Here is a 17,373-nt window from a genome sequence, read left to right as displayed (position 1 = left end):
TTTTTTTTATGACTCTAATTTAATAAAACGTTTAAATACTTCATATCCAATCCATAAAAACAACCCAAATATAAAAGTAAATTGCCAAGCTTTTTGATGTAGATTTGGTTGTGTGATAATGTCAAGAATAGGTTTAATTATCGACATTGGTTTATTTATAATTTCCCAAGAATTAAAACGTAAAAATCGACCTAAATACACTCCAAAACCAATAATTATAAATAAAAACGGTAAGCTAAATGTAACGATAGGTTTTTTGACGTAAGTCTTAAAAATAGTTTCCATAGTATAAACAGATTTTAAAAACAAAAGCATTCCTGTTATTGCAAAAGCAACAATAACCAAAGTGTCTAACCAAATAAGTTGCTGACTACTATATTTTAAATGAAATAAGTCTGTAATAATATATGGTGCATTTGGTATAAATAGTAACCAAAAAAAACAGATACTAAGTAGATAAATGATATTTGGTTTTTTAATGGTATTTAAATAAGTACTGATTGCATATGGTACACCAGCTAAAAACAAATTCCAGACTAAAAACAAGTAGTAGTTGGTGTGTGTTAGTTTCATCCTAAATAGTAGTAAAAAGATACTAAAAGAGGAAACAATACATAGGATGGATACTATTTTAAATTCAGTTTGTATTATGGTTTTAATGGTTTTCATTTGATGTAAATTTTATGTCAATAATAAAAATGGTAATAATCCCTAAAGCGTAGGCAATTAAATCGCTAATACTAAAGTGGCTTCCTAATATTGTTGCTATCACTCGGTTTTCTCTTAAGCCTAACATATCTAAAAGATTAAAAAACTGTAAAAACTCTATAGAAAAGGAAATTGCTAAAGCTAATAAAGCAATGTTAAGTAGTTTAAGCTTTAAAAAACTTCTAAAAAAAGTATACACTAAAATTGAAGCTAAAAAATCGCCAACTGTAAAACGTATAAATCCTTCTTTTAAAAATAGTGCAATTACTATTTCAATTACTAATAATAGTAGCGTAACTATTATATATAACTTATTTATTTTAAACATAGTTATATATTAATTTTTGGACCTAAAAACTTAGGTTGTTTATTAATAATAACGTCAATTATGGCTTTGGATCGTGCTAAATATTCGCGCAATTTTGTGCGTAACCCATAACGACCTTTAATATCTTTGGCATTAAAGCCAATGACTTTTAAGTTTTGGTTTTCGGCTAGATAAATAGCACGTTCGTTATGAAATCGTTGTGAGATAATAGTGAAGCTTTCCAATCCAAAAACAGCTTTGGCTCTAACAACAGAATCCAATGTCCTAAAACCTGCATAATCTAAAACTATTTTATTTGCAGGTACACCTAGCTTTATAAGGTCTGATTTAAAGGTAGAAGGCTCGTCATAGTCAGTTGTGCTGTTGTCTCCACTTATTAAAATAATATCTATTTTTTTATTTTTATAAAGTAAAAAAGCAGCTTCTAATCTATATTTATAATACAAGTTTACATGCTTACTATTTCCAACATATTTACCAGCTCCTAACACTAAACCAACTCGGTTTTTAGGTATAGATTTAACAGTATCATATAATTTTTGTTCCGCGTTATAAGTAATATGAAAATTAGCAAATAAGACTGCCAAGCAAAGTAATATAACAAGTTTAAAAAAACGTTTGGATTTTTTCTTCATTTTAAAAATTGGTGTTTGTAAATATCGAACCTCTTAAAGTATTAAAAGAAGTGTTTAATAACCCTTTGTAATCTAGATTATAAAACGCATTTGCGTTTTTACCAATACCAAAAGATTTAATATAATAACGCCAATATTCTGGCAGAATTATACTGCCAATAATAATCACGCCAAATAAATAAATGCTGCGTTTTCCGTTGCCAAAACACAAGTATTGCAACGCAATTTCATCTTCCTCATTACTATTGTATCCAGTCATGACGTGGTAAGCATCGTGACGTTCTACTTTTGGTATTAATTCAAATCCGTTTTTATCCAAAAACAAACCCAAATGATAACCAAATGTATGTTTTGGTAGTAGTAATAAGTTATCCTTTTTAATATTCCAAGGTTGATTGCGCTTAAAGTATTTGGTGTAAATACGTTGGGTGACTTCAAACAGCCAAGCAATTAATTGTTTACGTTGTTTTTTCATTTAAAACTTAAAAGGTTTTATTAATGGTAAATGTGATGCTCTTGCAAAAAAAACAGAGAAGCATCACCACTTACCAACTAAAATTAGTTATTGTTCCAGTCTATTTTTCTAGAGACATACATTACTATTGCTAGAATGATAAATAGACCAATACTACCAACAATTAAGGCATAGTTTTCTAATTGAATTATAACATATATAAAAGTGTACAGAGCAGTTAAAGACAATCCAATAAACAAAGGAAATTTCCAAGTGCTTAAAATAGATTTAGAATAGATTGTTATTAAACTAATTACAGAAACACCTGCAATTAAATACGCTTTTAAAAAGTTACTATGCTCGCTAATTGAAACTAGTAAAGTGTAAAACATGGTTAATGCTAAACCAATCATTAAATACTGAAATGGATGAATGTTAATTTTACTAAGCGTTTGTATTAAAAAGAATAGCAAAAAGGTTAATCCAATAACTAAAAATCCATATTTGACAGAGCGTTCGCTTTTTGTGTACTCATCCACAGGAATCATAAAATTAACACCAAAAGCAAACTCGTCTAACTTTGGTAAAGCACCAAAATGTTGTTGAGAAAATGGACGATTAAGATCCAAAATATTCCATTTTGCATCAAAACCAGCATCTGTAAATTTATCATCATTAAAAGGTAAGAACTCTCCAAAAAAGCTAGCGTCTTTCCAATTAGACGTCATAGTTGCTGTAGTTTGCTTACCAATAGGAATAAATCTAATTTGCTCGCTTCCTTTTATTTTAAAATCTAAAGCGAATGGAATATTTTTTTCAAATGAATTTACAGAAAGCCCTTTTAAAACCTTAGTCTCCAAAGTATGCATTACTAATTGATTATAACGCTTGTTGGATTTTCCGTTATAGGTTGAAGCAAAATCATAATCTGTTTTATTAAGTTGAAGTTTTGCAGTAGTCACACCTTTTAAGTTGGATGTACTGACTATAAGTTTTACTTTGTCCCAAATGATGTATTTTGGATTGATTTCTGCAATCGAAAAGTCTGGTGTACTAAAACTTCCTTTTAGATTAATTTGACTATCATAAACAGCAGTTTTAAAGATACCTCGTTCTTTTTCTTCTGGATTAACCTGTGAAGAAATGTTTAAATCTGAAGGAAAGAAATAGGCGTAATTTATACTTTCTAAGGTTTCTGTATATGTTTTTTTAGAGTCTTCATTCCTAATTATTTTTTCCGAAAAAGTTTTATAAGGAATTTTTAAAACTGAACCATAGAGTAGGACTTCATTTCCCCATTTCTCATTAATTTCTTGTACAACATCTTCTTGTCTTCTTGAGCGTTCATCAATTAAATTTTGAATAAAAAATAAAGGTATTAATAGTATTAAAGTTAATATGCCAACCATTGCAAGTCTTGCAGTGATTGATGTTTTTAACCAATGTCCAAACTTGTTAGTGTTTTGTTGAGGTTGATTGTTGTGTTGATGTTGGTGTGTGTGTTCCATTTTGTTATAATTTAAAAGTACTTTGAAATTCAAAGTAAAAGATTAAAAAAAAGATTTAAATAAAATTGGCGAAGCTTATTGTTTATTAATTAATTTTTCAAGTGCGTTAATATGTTTTTTAAATTCAGCTTGACCTAATTTGGTAGTACTATAACGTGTGTTTGGTTTTCTTTCAATAAATTGTTTTTCAATTTTAATATATTCTGCTTTTTCTAAAGCTTTTGTATGGCTTGCCAAGTTACCATCTGTAGCACCTAACAATTCTTTTAGAGTTTTAAAATCGGCAAATTCATTCACCATTAAAACAGACATGATGCCTAATCTAATTCTGTGATCAAAAACTTTATTTATGTTATTTATTATACTCATCATTTCCTGCTTAGGCACGAATCTTTTTAAATTTAGTCAGAAACTTCAATTTTTTTAAAATCAAAAATTCTTTCATTTTTAAAACTTAATTCTAAGCTATTAAATTGCAATCCCAATCCTGGATTAGATATTCCTAAATTATAAATCCAAATATCATCAGAATAAATGTTGTCAGGATTACCAATTAATTCAAATATTTCGGTTTTAGATTTATCTTTTAAAATTTCACTTTCAATTAAATCATCTCTCATTTCATATCTTTTATTCTTGTTTTTTGCCCATTTTTCTTTGTTAAAATCATATTGAGGTTCATAAAAAAGATAGCTAAAAAAAGCTAAAACTAAACAAACGTATAAAACTGGAGCTATAATTACTGTACAGATAATAGTAACAGTTTTTAAAGTTTTTTGTTCTGTTATAATTTTTTTTAACAACCAACGCATTACAAAGTAAGTTGGTATAGCAATTATTAGAATTATAATAGGAACTTCAATGCTCATTAAAAAAATGTTGTTACTTATTAGTATCATATTTAATGTGCATAAAAGTACCATAAATTATATGCATAACCCCAAAACCAATAACCCAAAACCAAAAACCATTATGTGGATATAAAGTAGCAATTAGCCCAAGTATAATTTCTGTAAATCCTAAATATTTAATATTACCAATACTAAACTTTGAAGCATTTACTAAAGCTAACCCATAAAAAATAAGCATTAATCCACCAGTTTGACCATAACGACCTTGACTAAGTATTATTAATATATATAATCCACCAGCAATTAAAGGCACTAAAAAATTAAATAGTAATCGTTTGGATGAGTTGTCCCATATTTTTTCACCATTTTTTTTCGCCTTTCTTGTAGTAAGGTATATACCTGTAATTGCACTTAAAAAGGCTACCATAAATAATATAAGCATGACTGTCCTAAACACCCAACCATCAAGTTTTAATATTCCGTAACTGTATTTTGTTACTAAATAATAGGTAAGTGCTGCACCTATTAAGGCATAGATACCTGCTAAAATTCCAGATAATCCACTAAGTGAAATAAAACGGGAAGACTTATTCATTAAGTTTTTAATCTCGCTAATGTCCTTTAAATAATCTTCGTTTCTCATAATAAAAGTACTTTGAAATACAAAGTAAATATATTTCAGTTTATTACACAAGTTAAAAGTTTCTTAATTTTCATCTTAATAAACTAGTTGACCGAACGTTTTTTTTCATAAATTTATAATCTAACTTTTAAAATAAAATAAAATTATGGCATTAACAGGATTACTATTAAACATCGCAAACATCTCTGGAGGTGTATTATTAGGGCTAGCAACTTTAGACAAATGGGATGGAGAAGCTAACTTTTTTAATAAAATTGCAGGTGTTTTAGCACCTTTCCAAACAATAATTGGAGGAGCATTATTAGTACTACCAATATTAGGTATCCTAAATGGAGGTTTTAGTATTTATGCTGTTGTAAGTATTATTGGAGGTTTACTATTGCTAACTCATGCATTTGGTAAAGTACCAGCATTAGAAGAAACATTAAGAAAAGTATCGGATAAGTTGATGCCTTTTAAAGCAATTATTGGTATTGCTTTAATTGCAATAGGTGTTTTAAGTTTGTTACGCATTTTATAATAATTGAATCCTGCAGAAAATTATATATTTAATCAACCAGAACCGTATCGTTCTGTTTTGATGCATTTGCAGGTTATTATTAAACATACTTTACCAGATACGACATTAAAATATAAATGGGGCATTCCTTGTTATTACTATAACAAGCGTCCCATTTGTTATTTAAATGCAAGTCATAAAGGACAATTTGTAGATGTTGGTTTTTGGCACTCTGCTTATATTACAAAACACTTAGAGCATTTAATTTCTGAAAACCGTAAAGTTGTTAAATCACTTCGATATAAAACTTTAGAAGATGTAAATGATGCTGTTTTGATTGATATACTTAAAGAAGTGTATTATTATAAAGATGAAAGTTTTTATAAGAAATGATTATTTCTTTTAGTCATTTGAAATAAACATAAAAATTATTACAACTAAAGCTAAAAGCAAAATAAGGATAGCAAATACTCTTGTAATTGGTTTTGAGGCAACGTTTAATACTTCTTTTCTTTCTTCTTTTAAAGGGTGTCTTCATATTAGAATGATATTCTCTAAAAATACAGTATAATATCAATTACCATAAATTACAGCATTCCACAATCTTTTATTTAGATTGAAATTTAATGAAAATCTATGATTAGAGATTCCATTTATAGATTGCCCAAAACTTATTCCGTAGCCATACGTTAAGTTAATCAACCCTCCAATACTAATTCCTGTTTCTGGAAGTAATCTAAACTCCGATTGTTTATCCTGAAAGTAATTAATAGCAGAAAGTTTTAAAGAGAAAAAAGTAATGGATAATTCATATCCTATTTTAGGAGCTATAATAAAGTTGTTACCACTTTTTAGATTGGCTTCCATACCTAGTTTAAAACCTTGAAACCCTACAATAGGAAACATCTTTTCTGGAAATACAGTTGATATTTCTCCAATACCAATGTTGGCTTCTACAAATAGTTCTTTTTGTATAAAAGTACCAGGAGAAAATGTAAAGTCTAATGTCTTTGGCGCTTTACTAATTATGGTTTCTCCACTTTGTGACAAGCAGAAGATACTTACTAAAAGAAAACTAAGACAAAAAAATGCTTTCATTTATTTATGCGATCCATCACAATAAGGAGGATTCTTAGTTAGTTTACAAGTGCATAAATGTGCAGTTTTATTTTCTTCTACTGAAAATTTTAAAGATGGTGTTGCTTCTTTAGCACGATGAGAGCCATTACAAAAAGGTTGGTTGTCACTATGTCCACAAGTACACCAAGCATAGTTTTTACCAGCTTCTAATTCACATTTAATTGGTGTTTCACCACCTTTTATATTATTTTTCTCCATCTGTTATAAATTATTAACTAGCTTTCTTATAGCAGTTAAATTAGTCAATAAACCTTCTAAGTTATCTAAGTGTAACATGTTTGCGCCATCACTTTTTGCATTAGCAGGATCAAAATGTGTTTCGATAAATAAGCCATCAACGTTATTTACAATTCCAGCACGAGCAATAGTTTCAATCATATCTGGACGTCCACCAGTTACACCTGCACTTTGATTGGGTTGTTGTAAAGAATGTGTAACATCTAAAACCGTTGGAGCAAACTCACGCATTGTTGGTATGCCTCTAAAATCTACAATCATATCTTGGTAACCAAACATGGTTCCACGATCTGTAATCCAAGCTTTATCGCTTCCTGCATCTTTTACCTTTTGTACAGCATGTTTCATTGCTTCAGGACTCATAAACTGTCCTTTTTTAAGGTTGACTACTTTTCCTGTTTTTGCTGCAGCAACAACAAGATCTGTTTGACGTACTAAAAATGCTGGTATTTGTAAAACATCCACAAATTGAGCAGCTTTTGCTGCATCACTAGCTTCATGTATATCTGTAACGGTTGGGACATTAAATTTTTCTGACACTTTAGCTAAAATCTCTAAAGCTTTTTCATCTCCAATTCCTGTAAAACTATCAATTCTGCTTCGGTTTGCCTTTTTAAAACTACCCTTAAAAATATAAGGAATTTCAAGCTTGTCTGTTATAGTAATTACTTTTTCAGCAATACGATAAGCCATGTCTTCGCCTTCAATAGCGCATGGACCACAAAGCAAAAAGAAATTATTACTATCAGTATGTTTTATTTTAGGAATGTCTTGAAGTGTCATGATTTGTCTTGTTAAGGTGCAAAGATAGTTTAATTTTCAGTAGCTAAAAGGCTTGTGTTGGGTTGTGTCATTTGTGCTATTTTACTGTTGGTGTGTTTACGATAGTAAAGCGCTAAAACAATAAATAAAATAAGGCTTAAAACAACTAAATACACAATAGTAATCATGGAATTTTCAATTTGTAAAACGCTTAAATATGGCGCAAAAATAAACTTACAAACAATACTTAAACCTAAAGCTATTAGTATAGAAAATCCTAAAATTTTGAAAGCTATGTTATGATATACTTTAGCAATACTAGTTTTAGAAAATCCTAAAAAATGAAGTTTTGTAATGGTTTGCTTATTTTTTAAAATTAATAAGTTGATGTTAGTAATTACAAGATAAATAGAGAGTATTGTAATTAATAAACCAATAGCCAAAACAATGCTTAATATTAGTTTTAGCACATAACTAAGTTTAGAGTTTTTAATGTCACTGGATAGATATTTGTAATTTTTAGAAGCTAAAAACTCTAATAATTTAGGATCTGATGGATTAACAACATCTAGTATTAACCTAGAAATTTTAGACGCTTTATTTGGGCTTAAGTTTTTATTAGTAAATTTTAAAAAAGATTCTGGTACTAATATCGAGTTTATTTTTTCTGAAGCATCTAAAATGTAAGCTTGATAGTTTTCTGTTTTATATGTTCCAGTTAGTGTTAAATCTATTGGTACTTGTCTTATTATTTTTTCGTTGATTTGAGGTAAACCTGCACTTGTAGCATATCCAAAATTATATAAGTTAACATAGTTTTTTGGAATTATGATCGGGACTTCTCTGTCTCCTGGTTGCCATTTCCAATCTTTATTTTTTATATCAATAAAATCGTCAGAGACTGCTTCTAAAAACATTTCTGTGCTAATTCCTGCGTGATTAGGAAAAGTAACACTTGCTAAAACACGATAAGTACCATGAGTAAAACCACCAGTTTTGGTGATAAAATCTTGTTGCTCAAGTTCCTTAATTTCGGTTGTAGTAAACGCGTTATTTCGACCTAAGTCTTTGTAAATAATTAGGTTTTGATTACCTAATAAATCGTTTTTAGAACTAAAAACAGATTGCGTATCCAAAAACAACTGAAACGCAATAAGTAAAATTGCCAAGCCTAAGCTAGAGCTTAATGCAAAAAATATAAGTTGAGATTTATGTATTTGTTTTTTTAATAGCACATCAATCATAGCAATAGTGTTTTTGTATAATTGATATTATAAGTGTCGCCTAAACTAGCTACAATTAGTGTAGCATTGTTCTTCTTGATTTCTTCCTGAATTAATAATACCGCATTTTTAATTTGGTCTTCATCAATATGACTAAAGGGTTCGTCTAATAATAATAGACTAAACGGTTGGCATAATGCTCTGACTATTGCAACACGTTGTTTTTGCCCAAAAGAAAGCGTTTCAGCTTTTTTATTGGCTAATTCTTCAATATTTAGACGTCTCATAAACTCTAAAATCTCAGTTTCAGATTTATGATTGGTTAAAGTGTTTTTAAGCTGAATGTTTTCCAGAGCAGTTAATTCTGGAAATAGCTTTAAACCTTGAAAAACAATAGCTATTTTTTGTTGTCTAAGACTTGTCCATTGTGCTTCAGAAAAAGAAGAAATAGCTGAGTCATCATATAGTATTGAACCAGAATAATTATTATTTAAGCCAAATAAAAAATTTAAAAAAGAACTTTTACCACTTCCTGAAACCGCTTTTATTAAGTAGCTTGAATTTGGGTTTAATTCAAAATTTTTACTCCAGACTTCTGACGAAGCTGGAGTAAAAAAATTGGGTGTTAAGTTTTCTATGTTGACCTTCACAATAGTTGTTTATTGTTCTGCTGCAACTTTAGACATTTCATCTGCAAACTTAATAGATTGTATTAAAGAATTTTTATCTCCTTTTGTATTTGTAAAACTTTCTGATCCATCAGCATCTATATAGTAATGATTCTCGTCAAAATATTTTTGATAAATGTCATTACTTCTCTTAGTAAATTCATCATCATTGTTGGTGTTGTATCTAGAATATCTATAAGGACTGTATAATGTGTTAAAGCTATTTGTAAACTCACTTAAGTTTCCGTTTGTGTAAAGGTAAAAGGAGTGAGATAGTTTATCTTTATGCTTAAAGTCTGATAAGTTATCTGTTAATTGTCCATTATTTTTTACTTGATTAGCTTGACTAACGTCATTTGTAATAAAAATTAATTGATCTGTAATAATCATAAAAGCTTCATCATCTATACTGTAATAGTCTTTATCTAGTTCTTTTAAATCACCTTCTTGCGCTTTAATTTTATTTAAAAAGACATTAAATTTTGCTTTGTCTTTAATAGCAATTGCTCCATACATATATGGTTTTTTTGTTTCCACTATTTTATAATTGTCTATTTGCTCTTCTGACTCTTCAAATAAACGACTCATTGGGTTTCTAACCGTATCTTTTACAGTTGTACCTTCTGTCATTGCAAACATAACAGATCCATCAAAGATGTCTGTAAATTCTGTGGTGCTTAATCCAGTTTCTTTTTCAAACTCACGATCAGACTTTTTAAGGCTGTTTTTCATTTCCTCTCTAATAGCAATAGGTAAAACTTTATTGTCTTGTAAGCTATAAAAATGCTTTTGAAAAGCATTAAGGTCTACAGAAAGTTTAGTAAAAAGTTCTGGGTTGTTAGGTAGTACTTTTAATAATGATTTTTCATAGCTTGTTGACATCCATTTGTCATAACCTACTAAAGACAAGATATCTTTATTAAGTTTTAATTTAGAATTTGTGTGGATGTGATCATCTTCAAAATTACCATAGTAAGACATAGTATTGTTTTCTAAATCTACACTAGATCCAGAAAAAGCACTCATTAATCCATCAAGCATATCTCCTAAAGGAGTCGTTGTAATATGTACACCTATATCTTTACTACTGTCAAAAAACGAGCTATAATAGTCTGTAGCATTTATGTTTTCTGATTTTTCAAGTGTTGTTAAGTCTTTTAATTCTGCAGCAGCATAATTACTAGCTCCAATTAATAATGCAGTAGTATTGTTCCATCCAATAGCAATTTCTCTGTTTGCATAAACAGTAAATGCATCACCTTTACCAACATTAGTTTCTTTTTCTAGTCTTGGTATTTCATCTAACATTGGTTTGATAAAAGCCTCAAAAGAAGCAGCATCTTTAATAGGTAATATTAAACCACCAACACCAGACATTCTTTTTAAAGAACCATATCCAATTAAAAACTCTTTTCTAAAGGTTTTGTTTATGTTTTCAGACGTCATAAACTCGTTCATAAAATCTTTCAATTCTTTAGGAGCTTTGTCTTCAATAATATCGTTAATGTTTAAATCTTTAAAATCTAAACCATTACTTTTTTCAGAAAGTGATTTAAGGTTAACGTACATAACACCAATAGCGTCTTTTGGTACGTAGTTAGATTCTTGGTTTTTGCTACCACAACTAGCAAATAGTAAAGCAATAGTAAGTAGAGATAAGATTTTTCTCATGGTTAAAAGGTCTTTTTTTAAGTTATTGATTAAATTAAGATTACAAATCTAATAATATATTATTTTTTAAATTTAATAAAACAGATTATTAAAGTCTTTAATTTAATATTATAGATAACTATCTGTGTGTCTTTAATTAAAAACGTTACAGAATTTAAAAGCTAAATAATCAATTTTTTTTTTAATGGCTTTGAATCCATAAAAATTAAGTACCTTTGCACGCTTAAAATAAGGCACTATTATGGCTAATATTAAAAACATTGCAATTATTGCACACGTAGATCATGGTAAGACAACTTTGGTTGATAAAATCATGTACCATTGTCAACTGTTTCGTGAAAACGAAAATACAGGAGACTTAATTCTTGATAATAACGATTTAGAACGTGAGAGAGGTATTACAATTACTTCTAAAAACGTTTCTGTTATATATAAAGACACTAAAATTAACATTATTGATACACCTGGTCACGCCGATTTTGGGGGAGAAGTAGAACGTGTATTAAACATGGCTGATGGTGTTGTGTTATTAGTGGATGCTTTTGAAGGTCCAATGCCACAAACACGTTTTGTATTACAAAAAGCAATTGACTTAGGATTAAAACCTTGTGTGGTTATTAATAAAGTTGACAAAGAAAATTGTACTCCAGATGAAGTACATGAAAAAGTTTTCGATTTAATGTTTGAGTTAGGTGCTGAAGAATGGCAATTAGACTTTCCAACCGTTTACGGATCTGCAAAGAATAATTGGATGAGTGATGATTGGAAAAACGAAACAACAAATGTTGAACCATTATTAGATATGGTTATAGAGCATGTTCCAACTCCAGTTTTTGACGAAGGAACAACACAAATGCTTATTACATCTTTAGATTTTTCTTCTTTTACAGGTCGTATTGCGATTGGTAGATTACAAAGAGGAACTTTAGTAGAAGGACAACAAGTATCTTTAGTAAAAGCTGACGGTACAATTACTAAAACTAGAATTAAAGAAGTCTTTATATTTGAAGGTTTAGGACGTAAAAAAGTACAAAGCGTTCAAACAGGAGATATCTGTGCACTTGTAGGTGTTGAAGGATTTGAGATTGGAGATACAATTGCAGATATAGAAAATCCAGAAGGTTTAAAATCTATTGCTATTGATGAACCAACAATGAGTATGTTGTTTACAATTAACGATTCGCCTTTCTTTGGTAAAGACGGAAAGTATGTAACGTCTAGACATATTAAAGACCGTTTAGAAAAAGAATTAGAGAAAAATTTAGCACTTAAATTAGGTGAAACTGGTAGTGCAGATAAATTTATGGTTTTTGGACGTGGTGTATTACACTTATCGGTTTTAATAGAAACGATGCGTCGTGAAGGTTATGAACTTCAAATAGGACAACCACAAGTAATCATCAAAGAAGTTGATGGTGTTAAATGTGAGCCAATTGAAGAATTGACGATTGACCTTCCAGAAACAGTATCTGGAAAAGCAGTAGAGTTTGTAACTTTACGTAGAGGAGAATTATTAAGTATGGAAGCAAAAGGAGATCGTATGATTTGCGAGTTCTTAATTCCGTCACGTGGTATTATTGGTTTGCGTAACATGTTATTAACAGCAACTGCTGGAGAAGCTATTATGGCACACCGTTTTAAAGAATACCAACCGTTAAGAGGTGCTATTCCAGGACGTATTTCGGGTTCTTTAATATCTATGGAAAATGGTAAAGCAATACCTTACTCTATCGATAAATTACAAGACAGAGGTAAGTTTTTTGTAGAGCCAGGAGAAGATATTTACGAAGGTCAAGTAATTGGAGAAAACTCTCGTCAAGATGATATGGCTGTAAATATTACTAAAGCTAAAAAGCAAAGTAACGTACGTAGTTCTGGAGCAGATGATAAAGCTAAAATTGTACCAGCTATTAAGTTTTCTTTAGAAGAAGCTTTAGAATATATTCAAAAAGATGAGTATGTTGAAGTTACACCAAATCACATACGTTTACGTAAAATTTGGTTAACTGAAGTAGATCGTAAAAGAAACAAGATTGCCTAATAAGTGAAAACTTTACAGTTACCTAATCCAACACTAAGACGTGTTGTCCACTCTAAATATATTGATATTATTGGAGTAATTTTGGTAACCGTTATTTGTTTTTACAGAGGGTTTCATGAAACTATATATTATCAAGGAGGTATCCAATTTGGGATACCTCTTTCTAGTTTTACTAGTTATGTAGCCAAAGGTGCTTTTCCTATAGGTTTGTTATCAACTTTTGGAGCAATTGTATCATTATTAGCTGCTAGAATGATAGTAAAACAACAAAATCTAGGAAATTTAATTGGCGTTTTTACAACAGTTAATTCTGGAATAATTGATTATCTGTTTGGTAACCACTCTGCGATAATTACTTATCCTTTAACTTTTATTATTGCTATAATGGCAACAAAAAAATGGAGTGATGGAGAACGTGTAAAAAAAGCAGATGCAAAATATTGGTTGCTTATTATTGTAGCTTTTATCGTATCTTATACCTTAGTGTTTTTAGGGTTTTATTGGTTTGGGGCAACTATAAAAAATCAATTTTTTAAACATACAGTTGCAATAATTTTTGGAATATCGTTAGTTGGTAATATTAGTACAGCTTTTAAGTATGAGCAAACTTTTTTGACCTGGTCGTTTTATAATTTGGCTCAAATTATAAAAAATGTCATTCAAGGTAATTTAGCAAATGTGGTTAAATACGTGTTTTATATTATAAATGCAGTACTTACTTTTTTTGATTGGAGGATTAATGGAGATATTAAAGCTAAGGACGTTAATTAATATTTTAGAGATTTCTACTAACATTTGTAATTGATTTTTCAAGAAAAATTATAACAATGTTTATATTTACAAAAAACGCATATGTATAGTCTTTATTTTGATCCAGGTTTAGGTGCAATGATAATTCAATCTGTTGTTGCTGGTGTAGCTGCAGTTTTGTTGTTTTCAAAAAATGTATTGTATAAAATCAAGACTTTTTTTGGACTAGTAAAAGATGAAGAAGATTTGTTTGACGACATCAATGTTAAAGACTCTGATCCAGAAAACAAACCAGAATAGTGACAGATCATTCTAATCATAGCTCTTCATTTAAAGACCCTTCAGGACATGTATTTGTAGATAATGGAGTGGTTAAGAGAACGATTAACCCTATTTACTTTAAACAATACCATGCTTTAAAATCTTCAGGTTTTTTTCAAAAATTATTTGATAATCAATTATTAATTCCACATAAAGAGGTTTTTTCTTCTGAAGAAAAAATTATCATTCAACCAGAGCAAATCCCTTTTATAACATATCCTTACGAGTGGAGCTTTAATCAATATAAAGAAGCAGCTTTGTTAACACTAAAGCTTCAGAAATTTGCACTAGAACATGGGTTTTCTTTAAAAGATGCTTCAGCTTTTAATGTAACGTTTTATAACGGTAAAGCTGTTTTTATTGATACACTATCTTTCGATTTTTATAAAGAGAACACACCTTGGAGAGCCTATAAACAGTTTGTTACTCATTTTTTTGGACCTTTAGTTTTAGCACATTTTAATGGTTCTGAAATGTTAAAGTTAACTAGTACTTTTTTAGACGGAATTCCAGTAAAAACCATAGCGTCTTTACTACCTTATAAGACCAAGTTTAGCCCAACGTTATATTCTAACATCCATTTATTAGCTAAGTTTGAAGACAAGCATAATGAAGAGGATAATAAAGGAAAAGCGACCATTGCACTATCTAAAACAAAGCAGTTAAATATTATTAAATCGCTTTATAATTATATTAGAAGCTTAGAGCTTAAAGAAAGTAGCGAGTGGGAAGATTATTATAATAAGATTAATTATTCAAACGATGCTTTTCAGGAAAAATCCAATGTAATTAATCAATGGATATTAGCTTTAAAAGCAAATACAGTAATAGATGTTGGAGGTAACGATGGTACTTTTGTTAGAAAAATAACCTCTAAACTATCACATGCATTGGTCTGCGATATAGACAATAATGCAATAGATATAAATTATAAAAAAACTAAACTTAATAACGAAACCTTTATCACGCCTTTTGTTTTAGATGTTTTAAATCCGTCTGCAAGTGTTGGGTTTAATAGTGAAGAGCGATTTTCGTTTTTAAAAAGAATAAAAGATTTTGCTCCAGATGTAACTTTAGCTTTAGCAGTTATCCATCATATGTCATTAAGCGGAAATATTACTTTTAATATGTCTGCACAATTTTTTGCTTCGTTTTCCAAACAATTAATTATTGAATTTCCAAAAAGAAAAGATTCTTGGGTCCAAAGATTATTAAATAGTAAAGCAGATTTTAAAGATTATTTTGATTTTTATAATCAAGAAAATTTTGAAAAAGAGTATTTAAAATATTTTGATATTACAGAAAAGTATGATATTAAAGATACACAACGCGTCCTTTATTTATTAGAAGCTAAATGAAACAACGTATCATTAATTTTATAAATAGTGATAAAGATTTTCCTGTTTTAACAGGAATAGCTTCAGGGTTGTATCCTTTACTGTATTATTATAATACTAATTATACCCAAGTAAACTCTGTAAACCAGTTTTTGTTTTTTTGTTTTTATTATATTCTTATTCCAGTTTTTGTTTTTATAGGTCTTTATTTTTTATCCAAAAAAATAAAAGTATTACAAGCCAGTAAAATAAAATTGTTTGCTGTATTAAACATTGGTTGGTTTGGGTATTTAATCTTATTAAGTACTATAGGAGTAAGACTTAAATTTTTAATTTTAGTATGTTTAATAGCATTCGCTTTTGCTGTTTTTTTTAGTAAACATTTTAAAAAAGTCATAGTTTTTCAGTTATTAATGGCTGTTATGTCTTTAGTGTTGTTAATTCCTAATATAATTAGACATGTAACTTACTCTAGTAAATGGATGGAACAGCCTGATGATATAGAAAGTGTTGTGTTTAAACAAACACCAAATATTTATTTTATACAAGCAGATGGATATGCTAATGTAGAAGAGTTAGGAAAAGGCTATTATAACTATGATAATTCTACTTTTAATGATTATTTAAATACCAATGGATTTAAGAACTATAAAAATTACAGAAGTAATTATTACTCTACATTAAGCTCTAACAGCTCTCTGTTTGGGATGAAACATCATTACCATTCTAAACCACAAAAACCATTTGAAGAGCTACTTAATGCAAGAAGCATTATTGTAAACAATAATCCAGTTTTAAGGATTTTAAAAAATAATAACTATAAGACCCATCTTTTAATGGATAAGGCTTATTTTTTAATAAATAAACCTAAAATAGGTTATGATTATTGTAATGTTGGTTTGGATGAAATCCCTTTTATAACAAGAGGAGGAATGGTTGAAAAAAATCTTAAAGCTGATATTATAAAGGTGTTGCCAGAAAATAGTGATAGTAATAATTTTTACTTTATTCAAAAATTATTGCCCTCTCATGTCACAAATTCATCAGCAGATTGGGCAAAAAAAGATAACGAAAAACTGATGTATTTAAAACGATTAGAAGAAGCTAATGTTTGGTTAAAAGAAGTTGTAGCATTAATAGAAAACAAGGATAAAAATGCACTTATTGTTATATCTGCAGATCATGGTGGGTTTGTTGGTTTTAATACTACATTAGATTCTCAAATAAAGCAAACAGACAGAGACTTGATTTATTCAATATACACATCATTGCTGGCTATTAAATGGAATGATCAACCACCAAGTTTTGAAAATAAATTAAAAACTCCAGTTAACTTTTTTAGAATATTATTTTCTTATTTAAGTCAAGATGATAAATATTTATCAAATTTAGAAGAAGATAATAGTTATATTATTTTAAATAAAGGCACTCCGTTTGGAGTTTATCAGTATATTAACAATCAAGGAACTATTGATTTTAAACCATTACCTAATTAATTAGTATTTTTAGAATCGTAAAAACCATACGTTATTTTCTCTATAAGTATATATAAGCAAACTGATGTAAGTGATTGGAACGATTTTGTAAAATCGTCCAA

At 29.0% G+C, this 17,373-nt stretch carries 21 protein-coding genes; 7 read left to right on the top strand and 14 right to left on the bottom strand.

Annotation, left to right across the window (positions count from 1 at the left end):
• Positions 1-6 precede the first annotated feature (6 nt).
• The 8 genes from SJY17_RS00345 to SJY17_RS00310 form a co-directional block, all read right to left on the bottom strand.
• On the bottom strand, positions 7-669 hold the full coding sequence (locus tag SJY17_RS00345) for a DUF1361 domain-containing protein (RefSeq protein ID WP_397363450.1): 663 nt from the start codon (positions 667-669) through the stop codon (positions 7-9).
• Positions 656-1,036, bottom strand: coding sequence for a DUF2809 domain-containing protein (locus tag SJY17_RS00340; RefSeq protein ID WP_397363449.1), 381 nt, complete (start codon positions 1,034-1,036; stop codon positions 656-658). Before SJY17_RS00340 ends, SJY17_RS00345 begins: the two co-directional genes overlap by 14 nt.
• 2 nt (positions 1,037-1,038) lie before the next feature.
• The gene (locus SJY17_RS00335; protein ID WP_397363448.1) at positions 1,039-1,671 is read right to left on the bottom strand and encodes a vancomycin high temperature exclusion protein; all 633 of its coding nucleotides are present in this window, start codon (positions 1,669-1,671) and stop codon (positions 1,039-1,041) included.
• Position 1,672: 1 nt separating this feature from the next.
• Positions 1,673-2,146, bottom strand: coding sequence for a hypothetical protein (locus SJY17_RS00330; RefSeq protein WP_397363447.1), 474 nt, complete (start codon positions 2,144-2,146; stop codon positions 1,673-1,675).
• Positions 2,147-2,229: 83 nt separating this feature from the next.
• Positions 2,230-3,633 (bottom strand): cell envelope integrity protein CreD, encoded by a 1,404-nt coding sequence (creD, locus tag SJY17_RS00325; protein WP_397363446.1) that lies wholly within the window; start codon positions 3,631-3,633, stop codon positions 2,230-2,232.
• Positions 3,634-3,708: 75 nt separating this feature from the next.
• Entirely contained in the window at positions 3,709-4,002 is a 294-nt protein-coding gene (locus tag SJY17_RS00320; RefSeq protein ID WP_397363445.1) for a winged helix-turn-helix domain-containing protein, read from the bottom strand.
• A gap of 32 nt (positions 4,003-4,034) precedes the next feature.
• The gene (locus tag SJY17_RS00315) at positions 4,035-4,502 is read right to left on the bottom strand and encodes a hypothetical protein (RefSeq protein WP_397363444.1); all 468 of its coding nucleotides are present in this window, start codon (positions 4,500-4,502) and stop codon (positions 4,035-4,037) included.
• A 13-nt stretch (positions 4,503-4,515) separates the two neighbouring features.
• Positions 4,516-5,127 carry a hypothetical protein gene (locus tag SJY17_RS00310; protein WP_397363443.1) on the bottom strand — a complete coding sequence of 204 codons (612 nt, stop codon included), beginning with the start codon at positions 5,125-5,127 and terminating at the stop codon, positions 4,516-4,518.
• Between the two features lie 145 nt (positions 5,128-5,272).
• Between SJY17_RS00310 and SJY17_RS00305 the strand changes: the two genes are divergently transcribed.
• Positions 5,273-5,647 (top strand): hypothetical protein, encoded by a 375-nt coding sequence (locus SJY17_RS00305; protein ID WP_397363442.1) that lies wholly within the window; start codon positions 5,273-5,275, stop codon positions 5,645-5,647.
• Between the two features lie 3 nt (positions 5,648-5,650).
• Positions 5,651-6,019, top strand: a complete 369-nt coding sequence (locus tag SJY17_RS00300) for a DUF1801 domain-containing protein (protein WP_397363441.1) — start codon at positions 5,651-5,653, stop codon at positions 6,017-6,019.
• A 180-nt stretch (positions 6,020-6,199) separates the two neighbouring features.
• Here the strand turns inward: SJY17_RS00300 and SJY17_RS00295 are convergent, their stop codons facing one another.
• The 6 genes from SJY17_RS00295 to SJY17_RS00270 are packed head-to-tail and all read right to left on the bottom strand — an operon-like array spanning position 6,200 to position 11,327.
• Positions 6,200-6,724: a hypothetical protein gene (locus SJY17_RS00295; protein WP_397363440.1), complete on the bottom strand. Its 525-nt coding sequence runs from the start codon at positions 6,722-6,724 to the stop codon at positions 6,200-6,202.
• Complete coding sequence (locus SJY17_RS00290) at positions 6,725-6,964, bottom strand: CDGSH iron-sulfur domain-containing protein (protein ID WP_397363439.1); 240 nt, start codon at positions 6,962-6,964, stop codon at positions 6,725-6,727.
• 3 nt (positions 6,965-6,967) lie between these two features.
• Complete coding sequence (gene kdsA, locus SJY17_RS00285) at positions 6,968-7,786, bottom strand: 3-deoxy-8-phosphooctulonate synthase (protein WP_397363438.1); 819 nt, start codon at positions 7,784-7,786, stop codon at positions 6,968-6,970.
• Positions 7,787-7,815: 29 nt separating this feature from the next.
• A complete protein-coding gene (locus tag SJY17_RS00280) occupies positions 7,816-9,009 on the bottom strand; it encodes a hypothetical protein (RefSeq protein WP_397363437.1) in 1,194 nt (397 codons plus the stop codon).
• On the bottom strand, positions 9,006-9,638 hold the full coding sequence (locus SJY17_RS00275) for an ATP-binding cassette domain-containing protein (protein ID WP_397363436.1): 633 nt from the start codon (positions 9,636-9,638) through the stop codon (positions 9,006-9,008). The genes SJY17_RS00280 and SJY17_RS00275 overlap by 4 nt, the downstream gene beginning before the upstream one ends.
• A gap of 9 nt (positions 9,639-9,647) precedes the next feature.
• Positions 9,648-11,327, bottom strand: coding sequence for a DUF4836 family protein (locus tag SJY17_RS00270; protein ID WP_397363435.1), 1,680 nt, complete (start codon positions 11,325-11,327; stop codon positions 9,648-9,650).
• Between the two features lie 241 nt (positions 11,328-11,568).
• On the opposite strand from SJY17_RS00270, the gene typA reads away from it, so the two are divergent.
• The 5 genes from typA (at position 11,569) to SJY17_RS00245 (ending at position 17,272) form a co-directional block, all read left to right on the top strand.
• A complete protein-coding gene (gene typA, locus SJY17_RS00265) occupies positions 11,569-13,368 on the top strand; it encodes a translational GTPase TypA (protein WP_397363434.1) in 1,800 nt (599 codons plus the stop codon).
• Positions 13,369-13,371: 3 nt separating this feature from the next.
• The gene (locus SJY17_RS00260; RefSeq protein ID WP_397363433.1) at positions 13,372-14,139 is read left to right on the top strand and encodes a nicotinamide mononucleotide transporter family protein; all 768 of its coding nucleotides are present in this window, start codon (positions 13,372-13,374) and stop codon (positions 14,137-14,139) included.
• An 81-nt stretch (positions 14,140-14,220) separates the two neighbouring features.
• Positions 14,221-14,418, top strand: a complete 198-nt coding sequence (locus SJY17_RS00255; protein WP_397363432.1) for a hypothetical protein — start codon at positions 14,221-14,223, stop codon at positions 14,416-14,418.
• A complete protein-coding gene (locus SJY17_RS00250) occupies positions 14,418-15,797 on the top strand; it encodes a class I SAM-dependent methyltransferase (RefSeq protein WP_397363431.1) in 1,380 nt (459 codons plus the stop codon). The genes SJY17_RS00255 and SJY17_RS00250 overlap by 1 nt, the downstream gene beginning before the upstream one ends.
• Entirely contained in the window at positions 15,794-17,272 is a 1,479-nt protein-coding gene (locus SJY17_RS00245; protein WP_397363430.1) for a sulfatase-like hydrolase/transferase, read from the top strand. Before SJY17_RS00250 ends, SJY17_RS00245 begins: the two co-directional genes overlap by 4 nt.
• The last annotated feature ends 101 nt before the right edge of the window (positions 17,273-17,373 follow it).

The organism is Olleya sp. R77988, from assembly GCF_044594215.1.
In the GTDB taxonomy this organism is placed as follows: domain Bacteria; phylum Bacteroidota; class Bacteroidia; order Flavobacteriales; family Flavobacteriaceae; genus Olleya.
Note: the sequence above shows the minus strand (reverse complement) of the source record. Positions and strands in the feature narration are given on the sequence as shown.

Coding starts and splice junctions, on each gene's coding strand:
- SJY17_RS00345 (WP_397363450.1), bottom strand. CDS start 669: ATGAAAACCATTAAAACCATAATACAAACTGAATTTAAAATAGTATCC.
- SJY17_RS00340 (WP_397363449.1), bottom strand. CDS start 1,036: ATGTTTAAAATAAATAAGTTATATATAATAGTTACGCTACTATTATTA.
- SJY17_RS00335 (WP_397363448.1), bottom strand. CDS start 1,671: ATGAAGAAAAAATCCAAACGTTTTTTTAAACTTGTTATATTACTTTGC.
- SJY17_RS00330 (WP_397363447.1), bottom strand. CDS start 2,146: ATGAAAAAACAACGTAAACAATTAATTGCTTGGCTGTTTGAAGTCACC.
- creD (WP_397363446.1), bottom strand. CDS start 3,633: ATGGAACACACACACCAACATCAACACAACAATCAACCTCAACAAAAC.
- SJY17_RS00320 (WP_397363445.1), bottom strand. CDS start 4,002: ATGAGTATAATAAATAACATAAATAAAGTTTTTGATCACAGAATTAGA.
- SJY17_RS00315 (WP_397363444.1), bottom strand. CDS start 4,502: ATGAGCATTGAAGTTCCTATTATAATTCTAATAATTGCTATACCAACT.
- SJY17_RS00310 (WP_397363443.1), bottom strand. CDS start 5,127: ATGAGAAACGAAGATTATTTAAAGGACATTAGCGAGATTAAAAACTTA.
- SJY17_RS00305 (WP_397363442.1), top strand. CDS start 5,273: ATGGCATTAACAGGATTACTATTAAACATCGCAAACATCTCTGGAGGT.
- SJY17_RS00295 (WP_397363440.1), bottom strand. CDS start 6,724: ATGAAAGCATTTTTTTGTCTTAGTTTTCTTTTAGTAAGTATCTTCTGC.
- SJY17_RS00290 (WP_397363439.1), bottom strand. CDS start 6,964: ATGGAGAAAAATAATATAAAAGGTGGTGAAACACCAATTAAATGTGAA.
- kdsA (WP_397363438.1), bottom strand. CDS start 7,786: ATGACACTTCAAGACATTCCTAAAATAAAACATACTGATAGTAATAAT.
- SJY17_RS00280 (WP_397363437.1), bottom strand. CDS start 9,009: ATGATTGATGTGCTATTAAAAAAACAAATACATAAATCTCAACTTATA.
- SJY17_RS00270 (WP_397363435.1), bottom strand. CDS start 11,327: ATGAGAAAAATCTTATCTCTACTTACTATTGCTTTACTATTTGCTAGT.
- typA (WP_397363434.1), top strand. CDS start 11,569: ATGGCTAATATTAAAAACATTGCAATTATTGCACACGTAGATCATGGT.
- SJY17_RS00255 (WP_397363432.1), top strand. CDS start 14,221: ATGTATAGTCTTTATTTTGATCCAGGTTTAGGTGCAATGATAATTCAA.
- SJY17_RS00245 (WP_397363430.1), top strand. CDS start 15,794: ATGAAACAACGTATCATTAATTTTATAAATAGTGATAAAGATTTTCCT.